An 18677-nucleotide genomic window follows, 5' to 3' on the forward strand; every position below is an offset into this window, starting at 1 on the left:
GCCAGCCCCAACCACACAAAACCGGCACTTTAAACTAGCTACTAGAGTATAAAAAAGAACCCTACCTTTAAGATAGAGTTCCAAGGACCATCAACACTATTTGACAAAGTCCCGCATTTAATGCCAAAAAAGAAGCAACTGCATTCACAGCCGCTTCCATTAACTTATTTAGTTTATAAAATATCTTGATTTATTTCTCAGTTAATTATTCAACGTTTAAGATCCACAAGAAGAGTAAGAAAACAAAGAACATCACATACATCAATGCTGGTACTTCCTTACCGCGTTTAGCTGCAATCATTGTAATTGGGTAAGCAATAAAGCCTAATGCCAAGCCATCAGCAATACTATAAGTCAAAGGCATCCCCGCAATGATCAAGAAAGATGGGATCGCAATTTCTAATTGTGACCAACTAATTCTTGCCATGTTCTGTGCCATCAAAACTCCGACAATAATCAACGCAGGTGCTGTCACTTGCGAAGTCACCACTCCTAATAGCGGTGAGAAGAACATCCCGATAATAAACATGCAGCCAGTTACAACAGCAGTCAGCCCTGAACGACCACCAACAGCGATCCCAGCTGATGATTCAACGTAGGCACCAACTGGTGAAGTTCCGAATAAAGAACCAGCCAACATGGCGGTTGAATCAGAAACTAACGCTTTCCCAACTCGGGGCATCTTGTTATCCTTCATGAAACCGCCTTGTTGAGCTAAACCAATCAATGTTCCGGCTGTATCAAAGAAAGTTACCAATAAGAAGGTCAAGACCACCACGATCAGCTGTAAGGAATTAATATCTGTCACGTGCTTTAAAGCGACCATAAAGGTTGGTGCCATACTAGGAACACCGGAGACGATTCCATGCGGCATTGCAATGTAGCCGGCAGAAACACCGAAGACCGATGAAAGCAACATCCCGATAAAAATTGCACCAGGAACGTTTAAGACCATCAAGATCACCGTCACTACGAGTCCAAAAATTGTGACCCAAGTCGTCCCAGAAAGTGAACCCAAAGTGACTAAGGTCGACTTATCCCCAGCCACAATTCCGCCGCCTTGCAAACCAATAAAAGCAATAAACAAGCCAATTCCGGCTGAAATCGCTGCTTTTAAGTCAGCAGGGATCGAATCAATGATCTTTTCACGTAATTTAAAGATCGTAATCAAAATAAAGAGCAATGAAGCAACAAATACCCCGGCTAGAGTTGTTTGCCACGGGATCTTCATCCCGATACAAACTGAATAAGCAAAGAAAGCATTGATTCCCAAACTAGGTGCAGTTGCGATCGGATATTTGGCTAAGACACCCATTAAAACACACCCTAAAGCACTTGCCAAGGCAGTGGCTGTAAAAACAGCACCCTTATCCATTCCTGCATCCCCTAAGATGGAAGGATTAACAAATAATATGTATGCCATGGAAATAAAAGTCGTAAAACCAGCTAAAACTTCTCTTTTGATCGAAGTATGTAATTCATCGATACCAAAAAAAGATTCAATTGAATTTTTCATCTCAAAACTCCTTATCTAAACACAGAGCGAAGTGAGGCGTTTAAGAGACGAGCATGATCGTGGCCTGACCTTTAATGCGCATTTGGCATGAAAGGTCAGGCTGGGATAAGCGGAATCTCTTGCCTCACGGAGCTCGACTATATCACAGAGCGAAGTGAAACGGTTAGAAAGCGAGCACTATCGGAACCCAGGAGCTAATGCGGTTTAGGCATTGGTTCCTGGGTTGAGATAGGCGGAACTTTCTGTTTCACGGAGCTCAACTACATCACAGAGCAAAGCAAAGCGGTCAACTCCCGGGCATGATCATAACCTGGCCTTTAATGCGCTTTTAGCATTGAAGGCTGGGTTGAGATAAGCGGAAGAAGTTGCTTTGCGGAGCTCGACTACATCACAGAGCGGAGTGAAACGGTTAGAAAGCGAGCACTATCGGAACCTAGGAGCTAATGCGTTTTAGGCGTTGGTTCCTGGGTTTGGATAGGCGGAACTTTCTGTTTCACGGAGCTCGACTACAAACTACTAACAGCTTACATCGACTAATTGCCACTGATGTCCGGGACCTTGCTTGGCAGCGGTCGCTCAACCAAGTCGTTAAAATCATCCATTAGTCCCTAAATTGTAGTTAATCACGAACATTATTAGCAACAAGTCGTTTTACAAACACTGTCTACTATACAGCACTGGCAATTAATTGTAAATATCCGATTCATCGAAATATAATGTTCGTTTTTTGAAAGATAATTTTCCTGCACTCGACACTAAAAAATGCTAACCTATTAAGGTAGAAACTATTTCAAGGAAGGCTAGCAACTCTTATGACAAAAAAATCAGTCGGGATCAGACAAATGGTTGAATTTGTCCTTCGCTCCGGTGACATGGTCTCAAGCTCAACTGGTTCGCAAAATACCGCCCAAGAAGGAGCAAGAATCCATCGCAAGCTTCAACGTGACTGGGGAAAAACTACTAAAAATGAAGTCTATTTGAAACATGAATTTCAGACCGCTCATAGTACTTGGCTCTTACACGGACGAGCTGATGCCCTGCACCTTTCTGGCGACAGTTATGATGAAGTCCGGGAAATCAAGACTTCGGCCGTCCCTTTTGAAGAACTTAGTCAAAATACGCTGACCCTCTATTTTGGGCAGGCTAAAGTTTACGCTCACTTATTAATGGACCAACTCGGGTTAGACCATCTGCAGGTCTCACTTTATTACTTTCAAACAACCACCGAGAAACTCACGATCAAAAGTATTGATTACTCCCGCTTAGAAGCCGCCGATTTTTTTGACTCTCTGCTGGATGAATTTAGCTGGTGGGTTGATTTTAAAGACGAGCTGGCTCACAAACGCAATGTTAGCAGTCAGGACCTGCAATTTCCTTTTGCAGCTTATCGCAAAAATCAGCATGAACTCTCAGCCGCTGTCTATAAAACTATCTATGCACACAAGCGACTATTTGTCGAAGCACCAACTGGGACTGGTAAAACGATCTCTACCCTGTTTCCAGCCATTAAAGCTTTTGGAACAGAACTAACCGAGCGCATCTTTTATTTAACTGCCAAACAAAGTACCCGGATGGTGGCAGAAGAAAGCTGTGCTTTATTGGAGAAACACGGTTTAGTGATGCATTCGATCACCCTGACCGCCAAAGATCAAATTACTTTCGCTGCTGAAAAAGACCTGGCAGAAACCGAAAATCCGTACCTGTTAGGCTACTATGATCGGATCAAGCCAGCCATTAAGGATATTTTGACTAATGAAACACTGCTCACCCGTCCGGTCATTGAAAAGTACGCTGAAAAGCATCAAGTTGATCCCTTTGAATTTTCCTTAGATGTCAGCCTATTTTGTGACACGATCATTTGCGATTACAATTACCTGTTCGATCCTCAGGTCTACTTGCAACGCTTCTTTTCTGACAAAGATCCCAGCAACGTCTTTTTGATCGATGAAGCTCACAATCTTGTCTCACGTTCGCGCTCCATGTACACGAAAGAAATCTCGTCGAAGGACTTAGCTGACCTCGAGCAACTATGTGCCAGTCATTTAAGTGCGGGGAATCGGTTATTAGAACAGTTAGCTCATTTGCAGGCAGAATTCACGACTTTAAAAGGACCCATGCAAAACTTTCAACAAGACAACTTAGTGATTGCCGAAGAATTTGAAGGCTTTAAAAATCAACTCATGCGGCTCTGTGATTTCTTGCTAGAATGGTTAACTGAAAATCCTGAAGCAGACTTTCGCACTGAGGTCCTGGACTTCTTTTTCAAGTGTCGCAGCTATTTAAAAATCAGCGAGTTTTATGGTCCACAGTTCCGGACCAAGCTCACCTTTGACCGTTCAAGTTCTGACCTGACAATTAAAATTTTTTGTCTGGACCCTAGTGAATTAATTGATCAGCAGTTAAACCTAGGGGGCGGCAGTATCTTGTTTTCAGCTACCTTATCTCCACTCCCCTACTATCAAGAAATTTTGGGTGGAACAGAGAATAGTTTAGCTTACCGTTTGCCTTCGCCGTTTTCACCAAATAATCTGGCACTCCTGATTCCCGCCTACCTGCAAACAACTTACAAACAGCGCGCCGCTAACCAGGCTGGGATCGTGAATGCCATTCATCTCATGGTCGCCGCTAAAACCGGAAACTACCTGGTTTTCCTGCCCTCGTATTCTTACCTGGACCAAATTGCGACTGCTTATCAAACGGCTTATCCCGCGCAAAAAACAATTTGTCAGACTGGGGAAATGGACGCCGTCAGCCGGAGTGAATTTCTCGCTAATTTCAGCGCCGACTTGGATGAGCCCGTCGTAGGTTTTGCGGTCCTAGGCGGGATCTTCAGTGAAGGAATAGACTTAAAAGGTGAGCGTTTAAGCGGTGTGGCGATCATAAGCGTTGGCTTACCGCCAGCAACCCCGGAACTAGACGCTCTTAAAGATTACTATGACCAGCAAGAACAAGCCGGATTCCAATATGCTTACCAGTTACCAGGGATCAACAATGTCTTTCAAGCAGCTGGTCGAGTCATTCGTGGCGAAAACGACCAGGGCGTGGTTTTACTAGTTGATGCCCGCTTTAATCAAAGTCGTTACACCCGCTTTTATCCGCCCCACTGGTCCAATTACCGGGCAGTTTATCAACCTGAACAGTTGGCCGAGCAACTTGAAGAATTCTGGAAAAATCACAGAACAGAACGTGGCGCTTAAGGGGTAAGCATTATCCTTCCGCGAGCAGCCCGACTAAGAAAACTAAGTGAGTAGTTACCAGACAAAAAATGAGTGCTAAAAATCAATTAACGTTTAAGTCAAATTGATTTTTAGCACTCATTTTTATTGTGCGTATTGCTTCGCGGCAATATTTACCAACTAATTATTTTGTTTGGCAGGATGATTTCTCTTTTTGTGAAAGAAAAAAGTGTTTAAAACTTGCGGTTTTTTACGTAAACGGAAATATAGATAGCAACAAATCAGCAACGCTCCGATCACATCCATGATCAAGTCCGTCATCGTATCCATCAAGGCTGCCCGCCCGACTTTAGGTTGTCCGGCAGCCAAATAGCGCTGCAAGTTCATCCCAAAACTGTCACAGGTAAATTCATAAAACTCCCAGAGGACCCCACAAAACGCTGCAAAACAAAAGGCGTACAAGGTCACAAAGGTTCGGGAAATTTTCCGTTGCACCTCAGGTGTCACCAAAAAGCCAAACAAAGCTAAACCTAAAAAGACTTCTAAACTGGAACTGACGAGGTGCAGCATCTTATCCCACCATGGGATGCGGTAAAAGTGGCGTAAAGTGCCCAGATAAACCGCCCCAAACAAGAAGACGACAAAAAGGGTAAAAAGCTGCTGGGGTAATTCAATGGCATATCTACGGGCGACAAACACGGGCAGGTAGGCAACTAACATTCCGGCTAAAATTTCAACGATCACTAAAAACGTTTGTCCTCGCGAGGCACCATCCAACAAGTCTTTCACGCTAAAGACCAAAGCGATGGTCATTAAAAACTCATAAACTCCTAAAAACAACAATCCCACTGGATTTTTACTATTTTCTTTTGCTTGTGCCATTCTTTTCGCAAACACCGATCCTTTTTTAAATTTTAAAATTTCTCACTAGTCTGCACTGATTGTGCGGTATTTTCACCAAGACTGCAAGAAAAAGGTCTCACTTTCAAGAAAATCTTTAAAAATATAAAAAAACACCTGATCCGCAAAGGACTAGGTGTCGTTTTAGAAACACAATTATTCTTGTGTAAAACCGTATTTCTTGTTGAAACGGTCGATCCGACCATCGACTTGGTTGAACTTTTGACGTCCTGTGTAGAAAGGATGTGAGTCGCTAGTAATTTCAACCCGGATCAATGGGTATGTTTCGCCTTCAAATTCAACAGTTTCGCTAGAGTTCTTAGTAGAACCAGATACAAACTTGTAGCCTGTAGATGAGTCCATGAACACTACTTGATGATATTCTGGATGAATTCCTTTTTTCATTAGTAATACTCTCCTTTGCCCTGAGTCATTTGCTGAGACAGAGTTGATATTTATGATATTGTACATATTATGACAACAACTAACATAGTAACATGAATCCAGACCACACGCAATTGTTTCTGGCAAAAAGTCATTGATTCTGTCCGACTTCACCGCTTAATCTGGTTGTTTACCTGCTATTTTGTCTAATTTAATACTTTTTATGTTTTTTAGTAGTTAACTCCAATTTACCCGCTGCTTGATAAAACTCTGCGTTATTTTTTGTCTGACGCATCATTGACAAGACTTGCGGTGTATCATTTTCAGGTTCCCCACTCATGAATTTACGCAGCTTCCAGATATTATTTAAGGCCTCAGAACCCAAGAGTAATTCCTCTTTTCGGGTCCCTGAACGTTTTAAATCAACTGCCGGGAAGAACCGTCGTTGCGCTAAGTTACGGTCTAGCTGCAACTCTTGGTTCCCGGTCCCCTTAAACTCTTCGAAAATAAAGTCATCCATGCGGCTTCCAGTATCAACTAAGGCGGTCGCCAGAATAGTCAAACTGCCGCCTTCTTCAATATTTCGCGCTGCGCCAAAGAAACGCTTCGGTTTAAATAAGGCAGCGGGATCGATCCCACCTGATAGTGTCCGACCACTCGGCGGTTCAACCAAGTTATATGAACGAGTCAAACGGGTCAATGAATCAAGTAAGATCACAACATCTTCTTTTTCTTCAACTAAGCGTTTGGCACGCTGTAACACTAATTCAGCGACTCTGACATGGTTTTCCGGTTTCTGGTCAAAAGTTGAATAAACTACTTCTCCGTCAATCGTCCGTTCCATCTCAGTCACTTCTTCTGGGCGTTCATCGATCAGCAACATGATCAACTTAACTTTAGGATAGTTCTGTGAGATTCCCTGAGCAATTTTTGCCAACAAATTGGTCTTCCCTGTTTTAGGCGGAGCGACGATCAAGCCGCGTTGGCCAAACCCAATTGGAGCAAACGCATCGATCACTCGCGTCGCTAATAAGGAACTGCTAGTTTCAAGGTGCATTTGTTCATGGGGAAATAAGGGCGTTAACGCTGGAAAATGCGGCCGAGCTTTGGCACCCTCAGGATCTTTCCCGTTCACAGAATCAACGTGCATCATTCCATAATAGCGTTCGCTAGGTTTAGGAGCGCGCACTTTCCCAGCAACTAAATCCCCGCTCCGCAAACCAAAGCGTCTGATCTGCGAAGCTGAGACATAAATATCTTCTTGTGAATGCCCGTAGTTGATTGGTCGTAAAAAGCCATAACCTTCTTCATGCGAGACAATATCCAGCACCCCGCTCATATAATAAAAGCCCTCTTTTTGAGCCTGAGCGCGAATAATAGCCACTGATAGTTCTTTTTTATTCATTTTACTGTAGTAGGGAATTTTGAACTTACTAGCTAAGCTGTAAATTTCTTTTAAGGTCTTCCCCTCTAAATCAGCTAAAGTGATATTTTCTGGCATGAGATGCACTCCTTTATTTGGTTTCCAACTGGTCGGGGCTGGTTACTACTTTTAGTTCAACGTTCAAACCGCGGAATTTTTCAACGATCCGGTCATAACCACGCAAAATGTTATCAGCCTTTAAGATCGTCGTTGTTCCCTCGGCCATTAATGCCAGACCTACCAGTGAAACGCCGGCCCGAATTTCATCGGCTTCGACCGTCGTCCCAGCTAGTTTGCCAGCTGGTCCCACTGTGATCACACCGTCTTCACTCTTAATGTCGCCGCCCATCCGATTCATTTCGGGGATATGCTTGATTCGTTTGGGATACAAGGTATCGATAATGGTCGATTTGCCCCGCGCCTTCATCAATAACGGCGTGATCGGCTGTTGCAGATCAGTCGCAAAGCCAGGGAATGGCGAGGTTTTAATAGCAATCGGTGCGAGTTGATCGTTGCCTGGAATGTAGACACTATCCTCGTCAATTTCTAAGGTCACACCCATTTCTTGCAGTTTAGCCAAGAAAGGATCCAAATGTTCAGTGATCACGTTTTTAACCAAGACCCCATCACCATTAGCTGCCGCAAAGGCAATATAGGTTCCGGCTTCGATCCGGTCAGGAATGATCGTATGTGTATTACGGGCTTCAAGGTGTTCAACACCTTCGACCCGAATTTCGTTAGTTCCGGCACCCCGAATATGAGCACCCATATTATTTAAGAAAGTTGCCAAATCAATAATTTCTGGTTCCCGTGCAACATTTTCCATGACCGTCGTTCCCTTGGCTTTCACAGCTGCCAACAAAACATTGATCGTTGCGCCAACTGAGACGAGGTCAAAAAAGATCCGTGCTCCGTGCAAGCCTTCTGGACCAGTTGTAATTTCAACGGAATTTTGTTTTGCTTCGACGCGTGCACCTAAGGCTTCAAAGCCCTTGATATGCTGGTCAATTGGTCGTGGTCCAATGTTGTCGCCGCCGGGAAAACCGACTTCAGCGTGGCCAAAACGGCCCAATAAAGCTCCCATAAAGTAATAAGAGGCCCGAAGACTGCGGATCGCGTCGCCCGGTAAGGGGTTGGCTTCGATCTGGGTTGGATCGATCTGCAGTACTCCGTGACCAAACTGTGAAGTAACGTTCATAGATTTTAAAATTAACATTAAGTTGTGTACGTCTAAAATATCTGGAACAGAATCAAAAGTAACGGGGGTATCAGCCAAAATTGCTGCCGGAATCAAGGCAACTGTACTATTTTTAGCGCCGCCGATCGTGACCTCGCCACTTAATTTTTGTCCGCCTTTTACAATCATTTTTTTCATTATTATAAAGTCCTCACCAAAATAAAAACAATTACTAGTTTTGTATTATCAACAGCACGCTTAATCACTTGTTAGTTTCAGCATGCAGAGACACAAAAAGTGCCTTATTTCATAATACAAGATACTAATAATTGTTTCAATTGCTTTTGGGGGTTTCTAGTAAATTTTCTTGAAAATTTCACAAATTTCTGCTACTTTTCGGCAAATCATTCAACTTTTCATGAAATTTTTTAAATCGTGTTTTTCTTCTGCAGTTGGTGCATTACCGGTCAGCGACTTAAAGCCATGAATTTTTTCCACGGTAAAATGACTAGCTAAAGCAAATTCCGCATCAGTTAAGTGATGTTTTTCTTGATAGTCAATAATTTCCAGGGCAATATTTGCATCAGTTACGCTTTGTTCCATAGTGATCATCCTCCTAGCAGTAGTTAAACTTTTCTACTTTTAGAATAGCACATTCAAATTATTTTTCTCAACTAAAAGCCTTTTTAGCAAAAAGAAGTCTCTGCCGGCCGCATCAACGACCAAACAGAGACTTCCCGAACTACTAATTCTATTTGTTAGTTTTCCTTATTTGGCACTAGCCGCAACGAAGCTGGCAAACAAGCCTTCTGGACGTTGTGGACGTGACAAAAATTCTGGGTGATACTGAGCAGCCACGAAGAATTTGTGGTCCGTAATTTCTACCACTTCTACCAAATGATTATCAGGAGATGTTCCAGCAAAAGTCAAACCTTTTTCTGTCAACAAATCACGGTAAGCATTGTTAAATTCATAACGGTGACGATGACGTTCTTGAATCACATCTTGATTGTCATAAGCAGCCGCTGCTTTAGTATTTTTACGCAACTTGCATGGGTACAAGCCCAAACGTTGAGTTCCACCCATTTCTTCGATGTTTTCTTGATCAGACATCAAATCGATGATGTTGTTCTTGCAGTGTGGGTCAACTTCTGTGGAGTTGCAGTCTTCTAAGCCAGCAACGTCACGGGCAAATTCAATACATGCCAACTGCATTCCCAAACAAATGCCAAAGAATGGGACGTCATTTTCACGGGCATACTTGATTGCTTGGATCATACCTTCCAAACCACGATCGCCAAAACCGCCAGGAACGATAATTCCATCGTAAGCAGCTAATTTTTCAGCAACATTGTTTTCGTCCAGCTTTTCAGCATCAAAGTAGTCGATCTTAACATCTTTATTGATCTTGTAACCGGCATGTTTCAAGGCTTCATTCACTGAAATATAAGCATCAGGCAAGGAAGTATACTTCCCGATCAACGCAATCTTCACTTGGCCTTCCAAGTGCTCAACTGTGTCTAATAACTTAGACCATTCTGTCATATCAGCAGCCGGTGTATCTAAGTGCAATTTTTCGCAGACGATATCGTCCATGTGCTGAGCTTTCAAGTTCATTGGGATCTGGTACAAAGTAGGTACATCCAAGGATTCGATCACAGCTTCTGGTTCAACGTCACAGAAGTTGGAGATCTTGTTACGCATTTCTTGTGAGATTGGTTTTTCTGTCCGTAAAACCAAGATATTTGGCTGAATTCCTAAGCCGCGTAATTCTTTAACACTGTGCTGAGTTGGCTTGGTCTTCATTTCACCCGCAGCATTCAAGTATGGTACTAAGGTCGTGTGAATATAAACCACGTTATCGGCACCGACTTCAGAACGCATTTGGCGTAAAGCTTCCAAGAATGGCAGGGATTCAATATCGCCAACTGTTCCCCCAACTTCAGTAATCACAACATCAGCATCTGACGCTGTGGCAGCCCGCATGATTTTTTCTTTGATCATGTTAGTAATATGTGGGATAACTTGTACAGTTCCACCCAAGTAATCACCACGACGTTCTTTCTTGATAACTTCTGAATAAATCTTCCCAGTTGTGACATTGGAATACTTATTTAAACGAATATCGATGAAGCGTTCGTAGTGTCCAAGGTCTAGGTCAGTTTCAGTACCATCATCTGTGACAAAGACTTCGCCATGTTGATAAGGACTCATGGTTCCTGGGTCCACGTTAATATATGGATCGAATTTTTGAATTGTGATTTTTAGGCCGCGGTTTTTCAATAAGCGTCCCAATGAAGCAGCAACAATTCCCTTTCCTAAAGATGATACAACTCCACCAGTTACAAAAATATATTTGGTCATTACAAATGCCTCTCCTTTTTTCGGTAATTTTTATGGGGAAGATTTAAAAAAGAAATAAGCTCCCTATCCATAAGTATGAATAGAGAGCTTATTTTACCGTTCATTTGACTTCAGTCTAACTGAAGCGCCCAGACAGTATAATACAGAATAATTCAGTTCACGTCAAGTCTAAATTTCAAAAGTCGCCCAAAAGCGGCTCGAAAAATTACTCGTCGTCTTCGTCATCTTCGTCTTCATCAAGTTCAGATAATTGTCCTTCAATTCCGTCAGGCAATTCATCTTCGTCCTCGTCATCGGCGGCTGAGTCATCGATGTCACTCAAATCTTGACCATATTCCTTTAATTCAGCAGACTCTTCATCATCTTCAGCGTCTTCGTCATCATCGAAATCTTGGTCTTCTGGATCATCATCGTCATAATCGATCACATCATCATCGTCAGATGCGTCATCCAAGAAAGCATTAACTTTCTTACGCTTTTTACGCTTAGGACGTTCTTCATCTTCGTCTTCCGAATGCACAAGTGCTTCGTCGATTGATTCATATGGATACCACGAACGTAGTCCCCACAGATTATCTCCTAATGAAATAAAGCTGCCGTCAATGTTTAAATCCGTATAAAATTGTGGTAAACGATCACGGATCTCTTCATCGCTTTTACCAAGAAATTGTTGTATTTCGTTTGTCAAATCTGCAAAAGCCACTACATCACCTTTTTGGTTTAAGATAGCCCGTGCAACTTCGATCATTGATAATTCTGTTTTATTAGCACCTTTGAATTGTTCTAGCTCCAAACTGGTACACGCCCTTTCCACAGTTTACTCTTCATCATACAATACTAGGCTGTAAATTGCAATCGAATTTTGTACTGTCCTAGTTCTTGCCCGTTTGAAAATAAAGTATAGTCGACTGAAACTTTACCACTGATCGGATAATTACTTAGACTGACATTTAACTTGGGGGTCAAAATGGTTAACGGTAGATTACCGTAGGCCGTTTGATATTTCGCTTCTACCTGCTGATTGACCGCAAAAATCATGCGGGAACGATTATCTCCTTGGTGGCGACTCAACTGGACTTCATCGCCAGCCGCATTGACCTTGAAGGTAACTGCTGCTGTTTGACCATCCGTCGCTTTTTCTTGATACCTTAAATAAATCGTCTTGCCCATGTTAAAAAATTGACCAGGAACGTCTTGGACCAGCTGATTAACTTGGCCATCCTGAACATTTCTGGTTTCTAGGTGGATCATCACCTCAGACTTATCTGCTGCCGTTGTCATCATTTCCTTTCTCTCATTACTGTTATTTCTACTGCTGGAGGCCAGGTTTATTGTCTTCAGCTCATCAACTTCTGTTAGTTTCAATACCCATTATATATTTTTCGTTCACCAGACAAAAGCCTTTCTCTGCGGTTATGGTATAATTTATTTGAAATAGGTGTCGGCTTGACCACAAGGGGCTCAAGCCAGCTCCTTGTTAACACATTTTACGAAAAAAAAATTAATTTAAGATAAAGGAGGGTCATCCCATTACACATTATTATCTTACCAAACTTCCGATGGAAAAGGTCCTACGAGACCCGATCCACAACCATATTTATGTTCAGCACCAAGTTGTCTTAGATTTGATCAATACCAGGGAGTTTCAGCGGTTACGCCGCATTAAACAGTTAGGTACGACCAGTTACACCTTCCATGGGGCAGAACATTCCCGTTTTTCTCATTCAGTTGGTGTTTACGAGATCACCCGCCAAATTTGTGATCTTTTTGCGAGAAATTATCCGAGTCAATCACCAGACGATGGTCTCTGGGATGATGATGAACGGATCGTTGCCTTATGTGCTGCCCTGTTGCATGACTTAGGACACGGGCCATATTCACACACATTTGAACATATTTTCAAAACTGATCACGAGCAAATGACCACTGACATCATTACTTCACCTGAAACAGAAGTCAACCAGGTCCTACGACAAGTCAGTCCGGATTTCCCGGCAAAGGTCGCCAGTGTCATTCAAAAGGCCTACAAAAATCCGCAAGTCGTACAAATGATCTCCAGTCAAATCGACGCGGACCGCATGGATTACTTGTTGCGTGATTCTTATTTCACAGGGACTAACTACGGTAATTTTGATTTGACCCGGATCCTACGGGTCATGCGCCCTTATCAAGATGGGATCACCTTTGATATTTCAGGAATGCATGCTGTGGAAGATTATATTGTTAGTCGTTTTCAAATGTACCAGCAAGTTTACTTCCACCCAGTTTCGCGCTCAATGGAGGTCATTTTAAGTCACCTCTTAAAACGAGCCAAATACTTGTACCGGGAAAATCAGTTACAGCTTAACGGTGCCACGGATCTGTTAGTCCCGTTTTTGACTGGCAACTTCACGTTAAATGACTACTTGAATTTAGACGATGGTGTGCTGAATACTTGTTTTGCAGTGTGGCGCAATTCTAGTGATGAGATCTTGAGTGACTTGGCCAGTCGTTTCTTAGACCGCCACCCGCTCAAATCCGTGCGCCTAGCCGCTAACACTAAAAAATATCTGCCAACGTTAAAAAAGCTGGTCAGTGAAGCGGGCTACTCACCTGAATATTATTTAGATACCAATGACAGTTATGATTTGCCTTATGATGCCTATGACCCAAGTTCGAAAAAGCCGCGCACCCAAATCGAGTTAATGCAAAAGGACCACAGCCTAGTGGAACTATCGGCAATCAGTGCGCTGGTCAAATCGATCACGGGCCGAGTTTCGGGGGACGAACGGCTTTTCTTCCCACGAGAAATGTTAGCTAAGAGTGACCAAGCGGACCTCTTTTCTCCAGTCTATGCAGAATTCAACCGCTACATTCATAACGACCACTTAATTGATCCAAATAATAACAGAGCGGAGTGAAACGGTTAGAAAGTGAGTACCATCGGAACCCAGGGACTAATGCGTTTTCGGCATTGGTTCCTGGATTTGGATGGGCGGAGCTTTCTGTTTCACGGAGCTCGACTAATAACAGAGCGGAGTGAGGCGTTTAAGAGACGAGCATATCGTGGCCTGACCTTTAATGCGTTTTCGGCATTGGTTCCTGGGTTTGGATGGGCGGAACTTTCTGTTTCACGGAGCTCGACTAATAACAGAGCGGAGTGACCTTTAATGTGGTCTAGGCATTGAAGGCTGGTCTTGGATATGCGGAAGAAGCTGCTTTGAGGAGCTCAACTAATAACAGAGCGGAGTGAGGTGCTTAAGAGACGAGCATGATCGTGGCCTGACCTTTAATGCGTTTCCGGCATTGAAGGTTGGGACGGGATAAGCGGAATCTCTTGCCTCACGGAGCTCGACTATAATAACAGAGCGGAGTGAAACGGTTAGAAAGTGAGCACCATCGGAACCCAGGGACTAATGCGTTTTCGGCATTGGTTCCTGGATTTGGATGGGCGGAGCTTTCTGTTTCACGGAGCTCGACTAATAGCAGAGCGGCCCTAACCTGCTAATTTACAATCTCCACACAAATAAAAACAGCTGACCTTAGATAATTTAATCCAAGGTCAGCTGTTTTTGATTGTTAAAGCGTCAGTAAGACTGCACAGATAATTAGCCAGCCACCAAGTAAAAGCCCGTTCACAGCGAGGCGATCCCAGTGAATTGGTTGATTTTTCCGTTGCGCTACATCTCGTACATTGATCTTCCGTTCCTGATATTCATCATCAGTTTCTCCCCGGTGTTTATGCTGAAACCAGCCTGACATCATGCTGGCGTGTAACAAAATATCGAAAATTGCCACACAGATAACTAATAAGCCTAGCATAAAGAAACCATCGGAGAACAAGACCTGCTTTTTGAACAGAAAGCCTAGCAAGGCTAGAACAGACGTGATCACCAAAGCGTACAGATCAAATTTGACTAAGAGATTTTTTTTAAAATTTTCCATTCTTAATTTACACCACATTTTTTAATTTTGAGCCAACTGCTTCTGGTTAGCTGATCAGCCCTCTTTGCATTATAACACGAACCCTTACTTCTTTACGGTTAATTTATCGGAACTGTTTTCGACTGACCTGTCGTACCACTAGCCAAGTCGTGACTAGGATCACTAAAATCACAGCCACTGCCGAATATAAGACTAATAAACATTCACTGACAAAAATTTTGGAATTCAGATAATAGCTAAAATTATTTTGCAGCTTGTTTAATAAAATAAACAAAGCTAGGTTCCCACCGAACATTCCAAAAAACAGTGTGTTAAAGGTCATTCCCATGATCTGAAAACCAATGTTTCGACCACTTTGGTACAAGTCTTCTCGTTTGATCAGCGGATCTTGCTCGACTACTTCTGCCAGTCCACTGGCAATTGCGATCGCAGCTTCAGCAATTGCTCCTAATGTACTTAAAATTGCGGTCGAAATCGCTAATTGTTCAAAATTAACACCGATCAACAAATTAAAAGCTTCAATTTCTTCCGACTGCTCATTTGCAAAACCCTTGATTTGAACCAAGTGGTCAACTGGAATAATTAGCAAGAGCATCAAAAACATCACACATAGGGTTGCACCAAAAGCAATATTGGCGACCTTGTCATCTGTTGTCCCCATATAGATCGTGAGAGCTAACAAGCAGATCCCGCTAAAAAGTGTCGTCCATAGTGGCGGAAAACCTGCCGCGATCAAAGTGATCGTTAAAAATAACAGCCCACAGTTTAACAATACTGATGTAAAGGCCACTAAGCCGCGTTTGCCACCGATCAGCAGCATTAATACGGCTAAGATCAAGGTTAAGATACTAATGACTTGCATCTGTCTTTTCCCCCTTTAACACTAGCGCTGCCAAACAACTCGCAGCTGGTACGACCAGGGCGATCCCGATTCCACTGATCAAGGACTGCACTATCCCCAAAGACATCGTCCATTCAAAGGTATAGCTAATACTATTCCCGGTCCGGAAAAATAAGACTGCCATCGCAAAAGTCTCCGCAAAAAAGATCAGTAACAACACGTTGATCAAGGGACCTAAAATTGAACGGCCAACTTCCATCCCTGACTTAAATAACTGTTTCTGCCCTACTTGAGGGTTCTCCCGTTTAATTTCAAAGACCGTTGAAACAATATCTGTAGCCGCATCCATCACCGCTCCAAGCAAGCCGATCACCGTCGCCGATAAAAACAGCTGCTTTGGCGCTTGGGTCGCAAAGTCTAAGGCCTCGTAATGTAGATCATCCCCGCCATAATTCAAGACTAAAACGCCAATTCCTAAAGCAACTACTGTTCCACTGAAAATGGCCCCAAAAGTTACTAGACACTGCCGGTTAAAACCAATCACCAAGACCAGCGACAACGCAGTAAACAGTACGGCACTCAGCGCAAACAGCCAAAAGAAATGGGTGAGGTTTAATTGCACATCTAAATTCACAAAAATCAAAAAAATAACAAAATTCAATGTCACACTCAATAATGTTTTCAAACCAGTCATTTTCATGGTTAAAAATAGTAGGGCAACCACTAACCATACTAGTAAGACTAAGTAAGTATCCCGTTTAAAACCAGAAATCTCTCCGGTAGGCTGCCCTGTCTTGTGACTTAGATCTAAAAAGACCTGTTGTCTGAGATGGAACTTCTGGTCTAGCGCACCAGAGTTAGACCAAGTATTTTTTACCTTGACCTTTTTGCCTTTAAAATGCCCATTTTTGATCAAGACCGTTAATTTTTGCTGATGAGTCTGATCATGATTTTCAAATTCATCAGTTGTTTTCTGACTAGTTCCTTCACTCACCTGAACGATTTGCCCAACAGGCTGCTGGTATAAAAAAGCATCATGGGTCGTGAAAAGATACAAACATAAGCCTGACACTAAAACTGCTAAGAAGCGCAAAATATTTTTACGGCTCATTCTATCAAATCCCTTCAATTATCCTACCTTAGCACGACTTTCGCACAATTAACAGTTAGGAACTTTGGGTATTAGCTGATTTCTAACAGGTTTACTTTTTAGTCGAGCTACTCAAACCAGCTTCTTCCGCCTATCCAAGACCATCCTTCAATGCCTAGACCACATTAAAGGCTGGTCTCCGATATGCTCGGAAGCTAACCGGTTTGTTTCGCTCTGTGTTTTTTAGTCGAGCTACATGAGGCAAGAGATTCCGCTTATCCCGTCCTGACCTTCAATGCCAAGAACGCATTAAAGGTCATGCCACGATCATGCTCGTCTCTTAAACGCCTCACTTCGCTCTGTGTTTTTTATTGCCAAAATGTTAACTTGGCCGTAAAATTTAGTTAACCAACAGAATCTAGGAAAAGAGGCTCGAATTATTTGATGAAAACCACCGAAAAAATTTTGCAGCTATTAACTCAGCAAACTGACTACCTTTCCGGCCAAGAGCTAGCCGAAAAACTGGGGCTCTCCCGAACCGCCATTTGGAAGGCCATTCAGACTTTACAAGCCAACGGGTATGCAATCGACAGTCAACCTCATCGCGGCTATCGCTTACAAGATAGCGGTCGGCTATCAGAAACGTTTATCCGCCGTAACTTAACCACTACCCAACCGCTCCAGTTTGAAATCCATGACAGTCTAAGTTCAACTAATACTCGCGCTAAAGAGCTTGGTGCCTTACCACAGACCATCGACCCCCAGGTGATCATTAGCGACCAGCAAACCGGCGGCTACGGCCGTTATGGGCGAACCTTTGCCTCACCCAAAGGAACTGGTATTTATCTAAGTTTACTTTTACAAAATCACCAGAAAAACTTTGATGCTGGTTTGCTAACGACCGCGACTGCAACTGCCTTGTGTCGCGCTCTCGCAAGTCAATTAAAAATCGAACCGTCCATTAAGTGGGTCAACGATGTCTTATGGCAAGGTAAAAAGATCAGTGGAATCCTGACCGAAGGAATTACTGATTTTGAAACTGGTAATTTGAAGCAAATCGTTGTTGGCGTTGGGATCGACTATTTGACCGACCCCACCACATTTAGCCCGGAACTGCAAGAAAGAGCTGGTTCACTAAAAAGTGCAGTCCTTGCTTCAGGTGTTTCTCGCAACTCCTTGATTGCAGCCTTTTTAAACGAGTTTTTCAAACTTTATCCGACTTTTAACAGTGCAGACTTTATTGCTGATTATCGCCAATACTGCACAACGATCGGCCAAGAAGTCACTTTAACACAAGGCAGTCATCTCACGACTGGCCGTGTCGCTAGTATCACCGACCATGGCGAATTAGTGTTAGAAGATGGGCGGATCTTTTCTTCCGGAGAAATTACTAAACTCCGAAGTTAAGCTGCCTAGTCGCGCACCTGGTTCGAACACATCGTGCTAAATTCTTTTGCTTCGCTGTCAGCCATGCTAAAATATAGGTGAGATACCACTAGAAAATTGTGAGGTGTTCAAGATGAGTGAAGATGTATTTTTTAACCCGGGACAATCAGTATCGAGCGATTATGACTTTAATAAGGCCTATGTTTCGGCCCAAATTTACCATCATAAGTCTAAGAAACCAGTCGTAGTTGTCCAAGAAAAAGATGGCCAGCCCTATTTAATTTTTGAAGAACAAACCGATCAAGCTACGCCAACAGAATCTACCGCGAAATATAACGTAGTTAAACGAATTAACGATTAATATCAAACCTTTCAGGCACGTATGTCTGGGAGGTTTTTTGGGGGTAGATTAAACGGACCGAGGTTTAGCAAATTTTCTAGATATTATTTTTAATTTCTTTGGTCCACAAATCTTTTTCTGGACCATACTTTCAGA

Annotated in this window: 16 protein-coding genes; 4 read left to right on the forward strand and 12 right to left on the reverse strand. The window is 42.9% G+C overall.

Translation table 11 applies throughout. The features are described 5' to 3' along the window. Window positions 1-205: 205 nt before the first annotated feature. Entirely contained in the window at window positions 206-1516 is a 1311-nt protein-coding gene (locus tag LPAF129_RS08825) for an NCS2 family permease (protein ID WP_244056349.1), read from the reverse strand. An 812-nt stretch (window positions 1517-2328) separates the two neighbouring features. On the opposite strand from LPAF129_RS08825, the gene LPAF129_RS08830 reads away from it, so the two are divergent. Further along, a complete protein-coding gene (locus LPAF129_RS08830) occupies window positions 2329-4713 on the forward strand; it encodes an ATP-dependent DNA helicase (protein WP_244056352.1) in 2385 nt (794 codons plus the stop codon). Window positions 4714-4872: 159 nt separating this feature from the next. Here LPAF129_RS08830 and LPAF129_RS08835 read toward each other — a convergent pair whose 3' ends face one another. From LPAF129_RS08835 to LPAF129_RS08870, 8 genes are all read right to left on the reverse strand, one after another. Beyond that, complete coding sequence (locus LPAF129_RS08835) at window positions 4873-5574, reverse strand: DUF2238 domain-containing protein (protein WP_244056354.1); 702 nt, start codon at window positions 5572-5574, stop codon at window positions 4873-4875. Window positions 5575-5748: 174 nt separating this feature from the next. Next, window positions 5749-5997 carry a type B 50S ribosomal protein L31 gene (locus LPAF129_RS08840; protein WP_244056356.1) on the reverse strand — a complete coding sequence of 83 codons (249 nt, stop codon included), beginning with the start codon at window positions 5995-5997 and terminating at the stop codon, window positions 5749-5751. 190 nt (window positions 5998-6187) lie between these two features. Then, window positions 6188-7477: a transcription termination factor Rho gene (rho, locus tag LPAF129_RS08845; protein WP_244056359.1), complete on the reverse strand. Its 1290-nt coding sequence runs from the start codon at window positions 7475-7477 to the stop codon at window positions 6188-6190. Window positions 7478-7490: 13 nt separating this feature from the next. Then, window positions 7491-8774 (reverse strand): UDP-N-acetylglucosamine 1-carboxyvinyltransferase, encoded by a 1284-nt coding sequence (murA, locus tag LPAF129_RS08850; protein ID WP_244056361.1) that lies wholly within the window; start codon window positions 8772-8774, stop codon window positions 7491-7493. Window positions 8775-8984: 210 nt separating this feature from the next. After that, window positions 8985-9179 carry an LBP_cg2779 family protein gene (locus LPAF129_RS08855; RefSeq protein ID WP_244056364.1) on the reverse strand — a complete coding sequence of 65 codons (195 nt, stop codon included), beginning with the start codon at window positions 9177-9179 and terminating at the stop codon, window positions 8985-8987. Between the two features lie 165 nt (window positions 9180-9344). After that, on the reverse strand, window positions 9345-10940 hold the full coding sequence (gene pyrG, locus LPAF129_RS08860) for a CTP synthase (RefSeq protein ID WP_244056367.1): 1596 nt from the start codon (window positions 10938-10940) through the stop codon (window positions 9345-9347). Between the two features lie 205 nt (window positions 10941-11145). Beyond that, on the reverse strand, window positions 11146-11733 hold the full coding sequence (gene rpoE, locus LPAF129_RS08865; protein WP_244056369.1) for a DNA-directed RNA polymerase subunit delta: 588 nt from the start codon (window positions 11731-11733) through the stop codon (window positions 11146-11148). A gap of 44 nt (window positions 11734-11777) precedes the next feature. Next, window positions 11778-12224, reverse strand: a complete 447-nt coding sequence (locus tag LPAF129_RS08870) for a YwiB family protein (protein WP_244056372.1) — start codon at window positions 12222-12224, stop codon at window positions 11778-11780. A 275-nt stretch (window positions 12225-12499) separates the two neighbouring features. On the opposite strand from LPAF129_RS08870, the gene LPAF129_RS08875 reads away from it, so the two are divergent. Continuing rightward, complete coding sequence (locus LPAF129_RS08875; RefSeq protein ID WP_244056373.1) at window positions 12500-13840, forward strand: HD domain-containing protein; 1341 nt, start codon at window positions 12500-12502, stop codon at window positions 13838-13840. 658 nt (window positions 13841-14498) lie between these two features. Here LPAF129_RS08875 and LPAF129_RS08880 read toward each other — a convergent pair. From LPAF129_RS08880 to LPAF129_RS08890, 3 genes are all read right to left on the reverse strand, one after another. Beyond that, the gene (locus LPAF129_RS08880) at window positions 14499-14864 is read right to left on the reverse strand and encodes a DUF3899 domain-containing protein (protein WP_244056376.1); all 366 of its coding nucleotides are present in this window, start codon (window positions 14862-14864) and stop codon (window positions 14499-14501) included. A 103-nt stretch (window positions 14865-14967) separates the two neighbouring features. Further along, window positions 14968-15726, reverse strand: a complete 759-nt coding sequence (locus LPAF129_RS08885; protein ID WP_244056379.1) for a YibE/F family protein — start codon at window positions 15724-15726, stop codon at window positions 14968-14970. Further along, the gene (locus LPAF129_RS08890; protein ID WP_244056381.1) at window positions 15713-16816 is read right to left on the reverse strand and encodes a YibE/F family protein; all 1104 of its coding nucleotides are present in this window, start codon (window positions 16814-16816) and stop codon (window positions 15713-15715) included. The genes LPAF129_RS08885 and LPAF129_RS08890 overlap by 14 nt, the downstream gene beginning before the upstream one ends. A gap of 423 nt (window positions 16817-17239) precedes the next feature. On the opposite strand from LPAF129_RS08890, the gene LPAF129_RS08895 reads away from it, so the two are divergent. Together LPAF129_RS08895 and LPAF129_RS08900 are read left to right on the forward strand one after the other, a co-directional pair. Continuing rightward, entirely contained in the window at window positions 17240-18202 is a 963-nt protein-coding gene (locus LPAF129_RS08895) for a biotin--[acetyl-CoA-carboxylase] ligase (RefSeq protein WP_244056383.1), read from the forward strand. A gap of 112 nt (window positions 18203-18314) precedes the next feature. After that, on the forward strand, window positions 18315-18542 hold the full coding sequence (locus LPAF129_RS08900; protein WP_244056385.1) for a hypothetical protein: 228 nt from the start codon (window positions 18315-18317) through the stop codon (window positions 18540-18542). Window positions 18543-18677 lie beyond the last annotated feature (135 nt).

It is taken from the genome of Ligilactobacillus pabuli (assembly GCF_022836475.1).
Taxonomy (GTDB): domain Bacteria; phylum Bacillota; class Bacilli; order Lactobacillales; family Lactobacillaceae; genus Ligilactobacillus; species Ligilactobacillus pabuli.

Excerpts from the sequence above, each read along its gene's own strand:
- LPAF129_RS08825 (WP_244056349.1), bottom strand. The coding sequence starts at position 1,516 with ATGAAAAATTCAATTGAATCTTTTTTTGGTATCGATGAATTACATACT.
- LPAF129_RS08830 (WP_244056352.1), top strand. The coding sequence starts at position 2,329 with ATGACAAAAAAATCAGTCGGGATCAGACAAATGGTTGAATTTGTCCTT.
- LPAF129_RS08835 (WP_244056354.1), bottom strand. The coding sequence starts at position 5,574 with ATGGCACAAGCAAAAGAAAATAGTAAAAATCCAGTGGGATTGTTGTTT.
- LPAF129_RS08840 (WP_244056356.1), bottom strand. The coding sequence starts at position 5,997 with ATGAAAAAAGGAATTCATCCAGAATATCATCAAGTAGTGTTCATGGAC.
- rho (WP_244056359.1), bottom strand. The coding sequence starts at position 7,477 with ATGCCAGAAAATATCACTTTAGCTGATTTAGAGGGGAAGACCTTAAAA.
- murA (WP_244056361.1), bottom strand. The coding sequence starts at position 8,774 with ATGAAAAAAATGATTGTAAAAGGCGGACAAAAATTAAGTGGCGAGGTC.
- LPAF129_RS08855 (WP_244056364.1), bottom strand. The coding sequence starts at position 9,179 with ATGGAACAAAGCGTAACTGATGCAAATATTGCCCTGGAAATTATTGAC.
- pyrG (WP_244056367.1), bottom strand. The coding sequence starts at position 10,940 with ATGACCAAATATATTTTTGTAACTGGTGGAGTTGTATCATCTTTAGGA.
- LPAF129_RS08870 (WP_244056372.1), bottom strand. The coding sequence starts at position 12,224 with ATGATGACAACGGCAGCAGATAAGTCTGAGGTGATGATCCACCTAGAA.
- LPAF129_RS08875 (WP_244056373.1), top strand. The coding sequence starts at position 12,500 with ATGGAAAAGGTCCTACGAGACCCGATCCACAACCATATTTATGTTCAG.
- LPAF129_RS08880 (WP_244056376.1), bottom strand. The coding sequence starts at position 14,864 with ATGGAAAATTTTAAAAAAAATCTCTTAGTCAAATTTGATCTGTACGCT.
- LPAF129_RS08885 (WP_244056379.1), bottom strand. The coding sequence starts at position 15,726 with ATGCAAGTCATTAGTATCTTAACCTTGATCTTAGCCGTATTAATGCTG.
- LPAF129_RS08890 (WP_244056381.1), bottom strand. The coding sequence starts at position 16,816 with ATGAGCCGTAAAAATATTTTGCGCTTCTTAGCAGTTTTAGTGTCAGGC.
- LPAF129_RS08895 (WP_244056383.1), top strand. The coding sequence starts at position 17,240 with ATGAAAACCACCGAAAAAATTTTGCAGCTATTAACTCAGCAAACTGAC.
- LPAF129_RS08900 (WP_244056385.1), top strand. The coding sequence starts at position 18,315 with ATGAGTGAAGATGTATTTTTTAACCCGGGACAATCAGTATCGAGCGAT.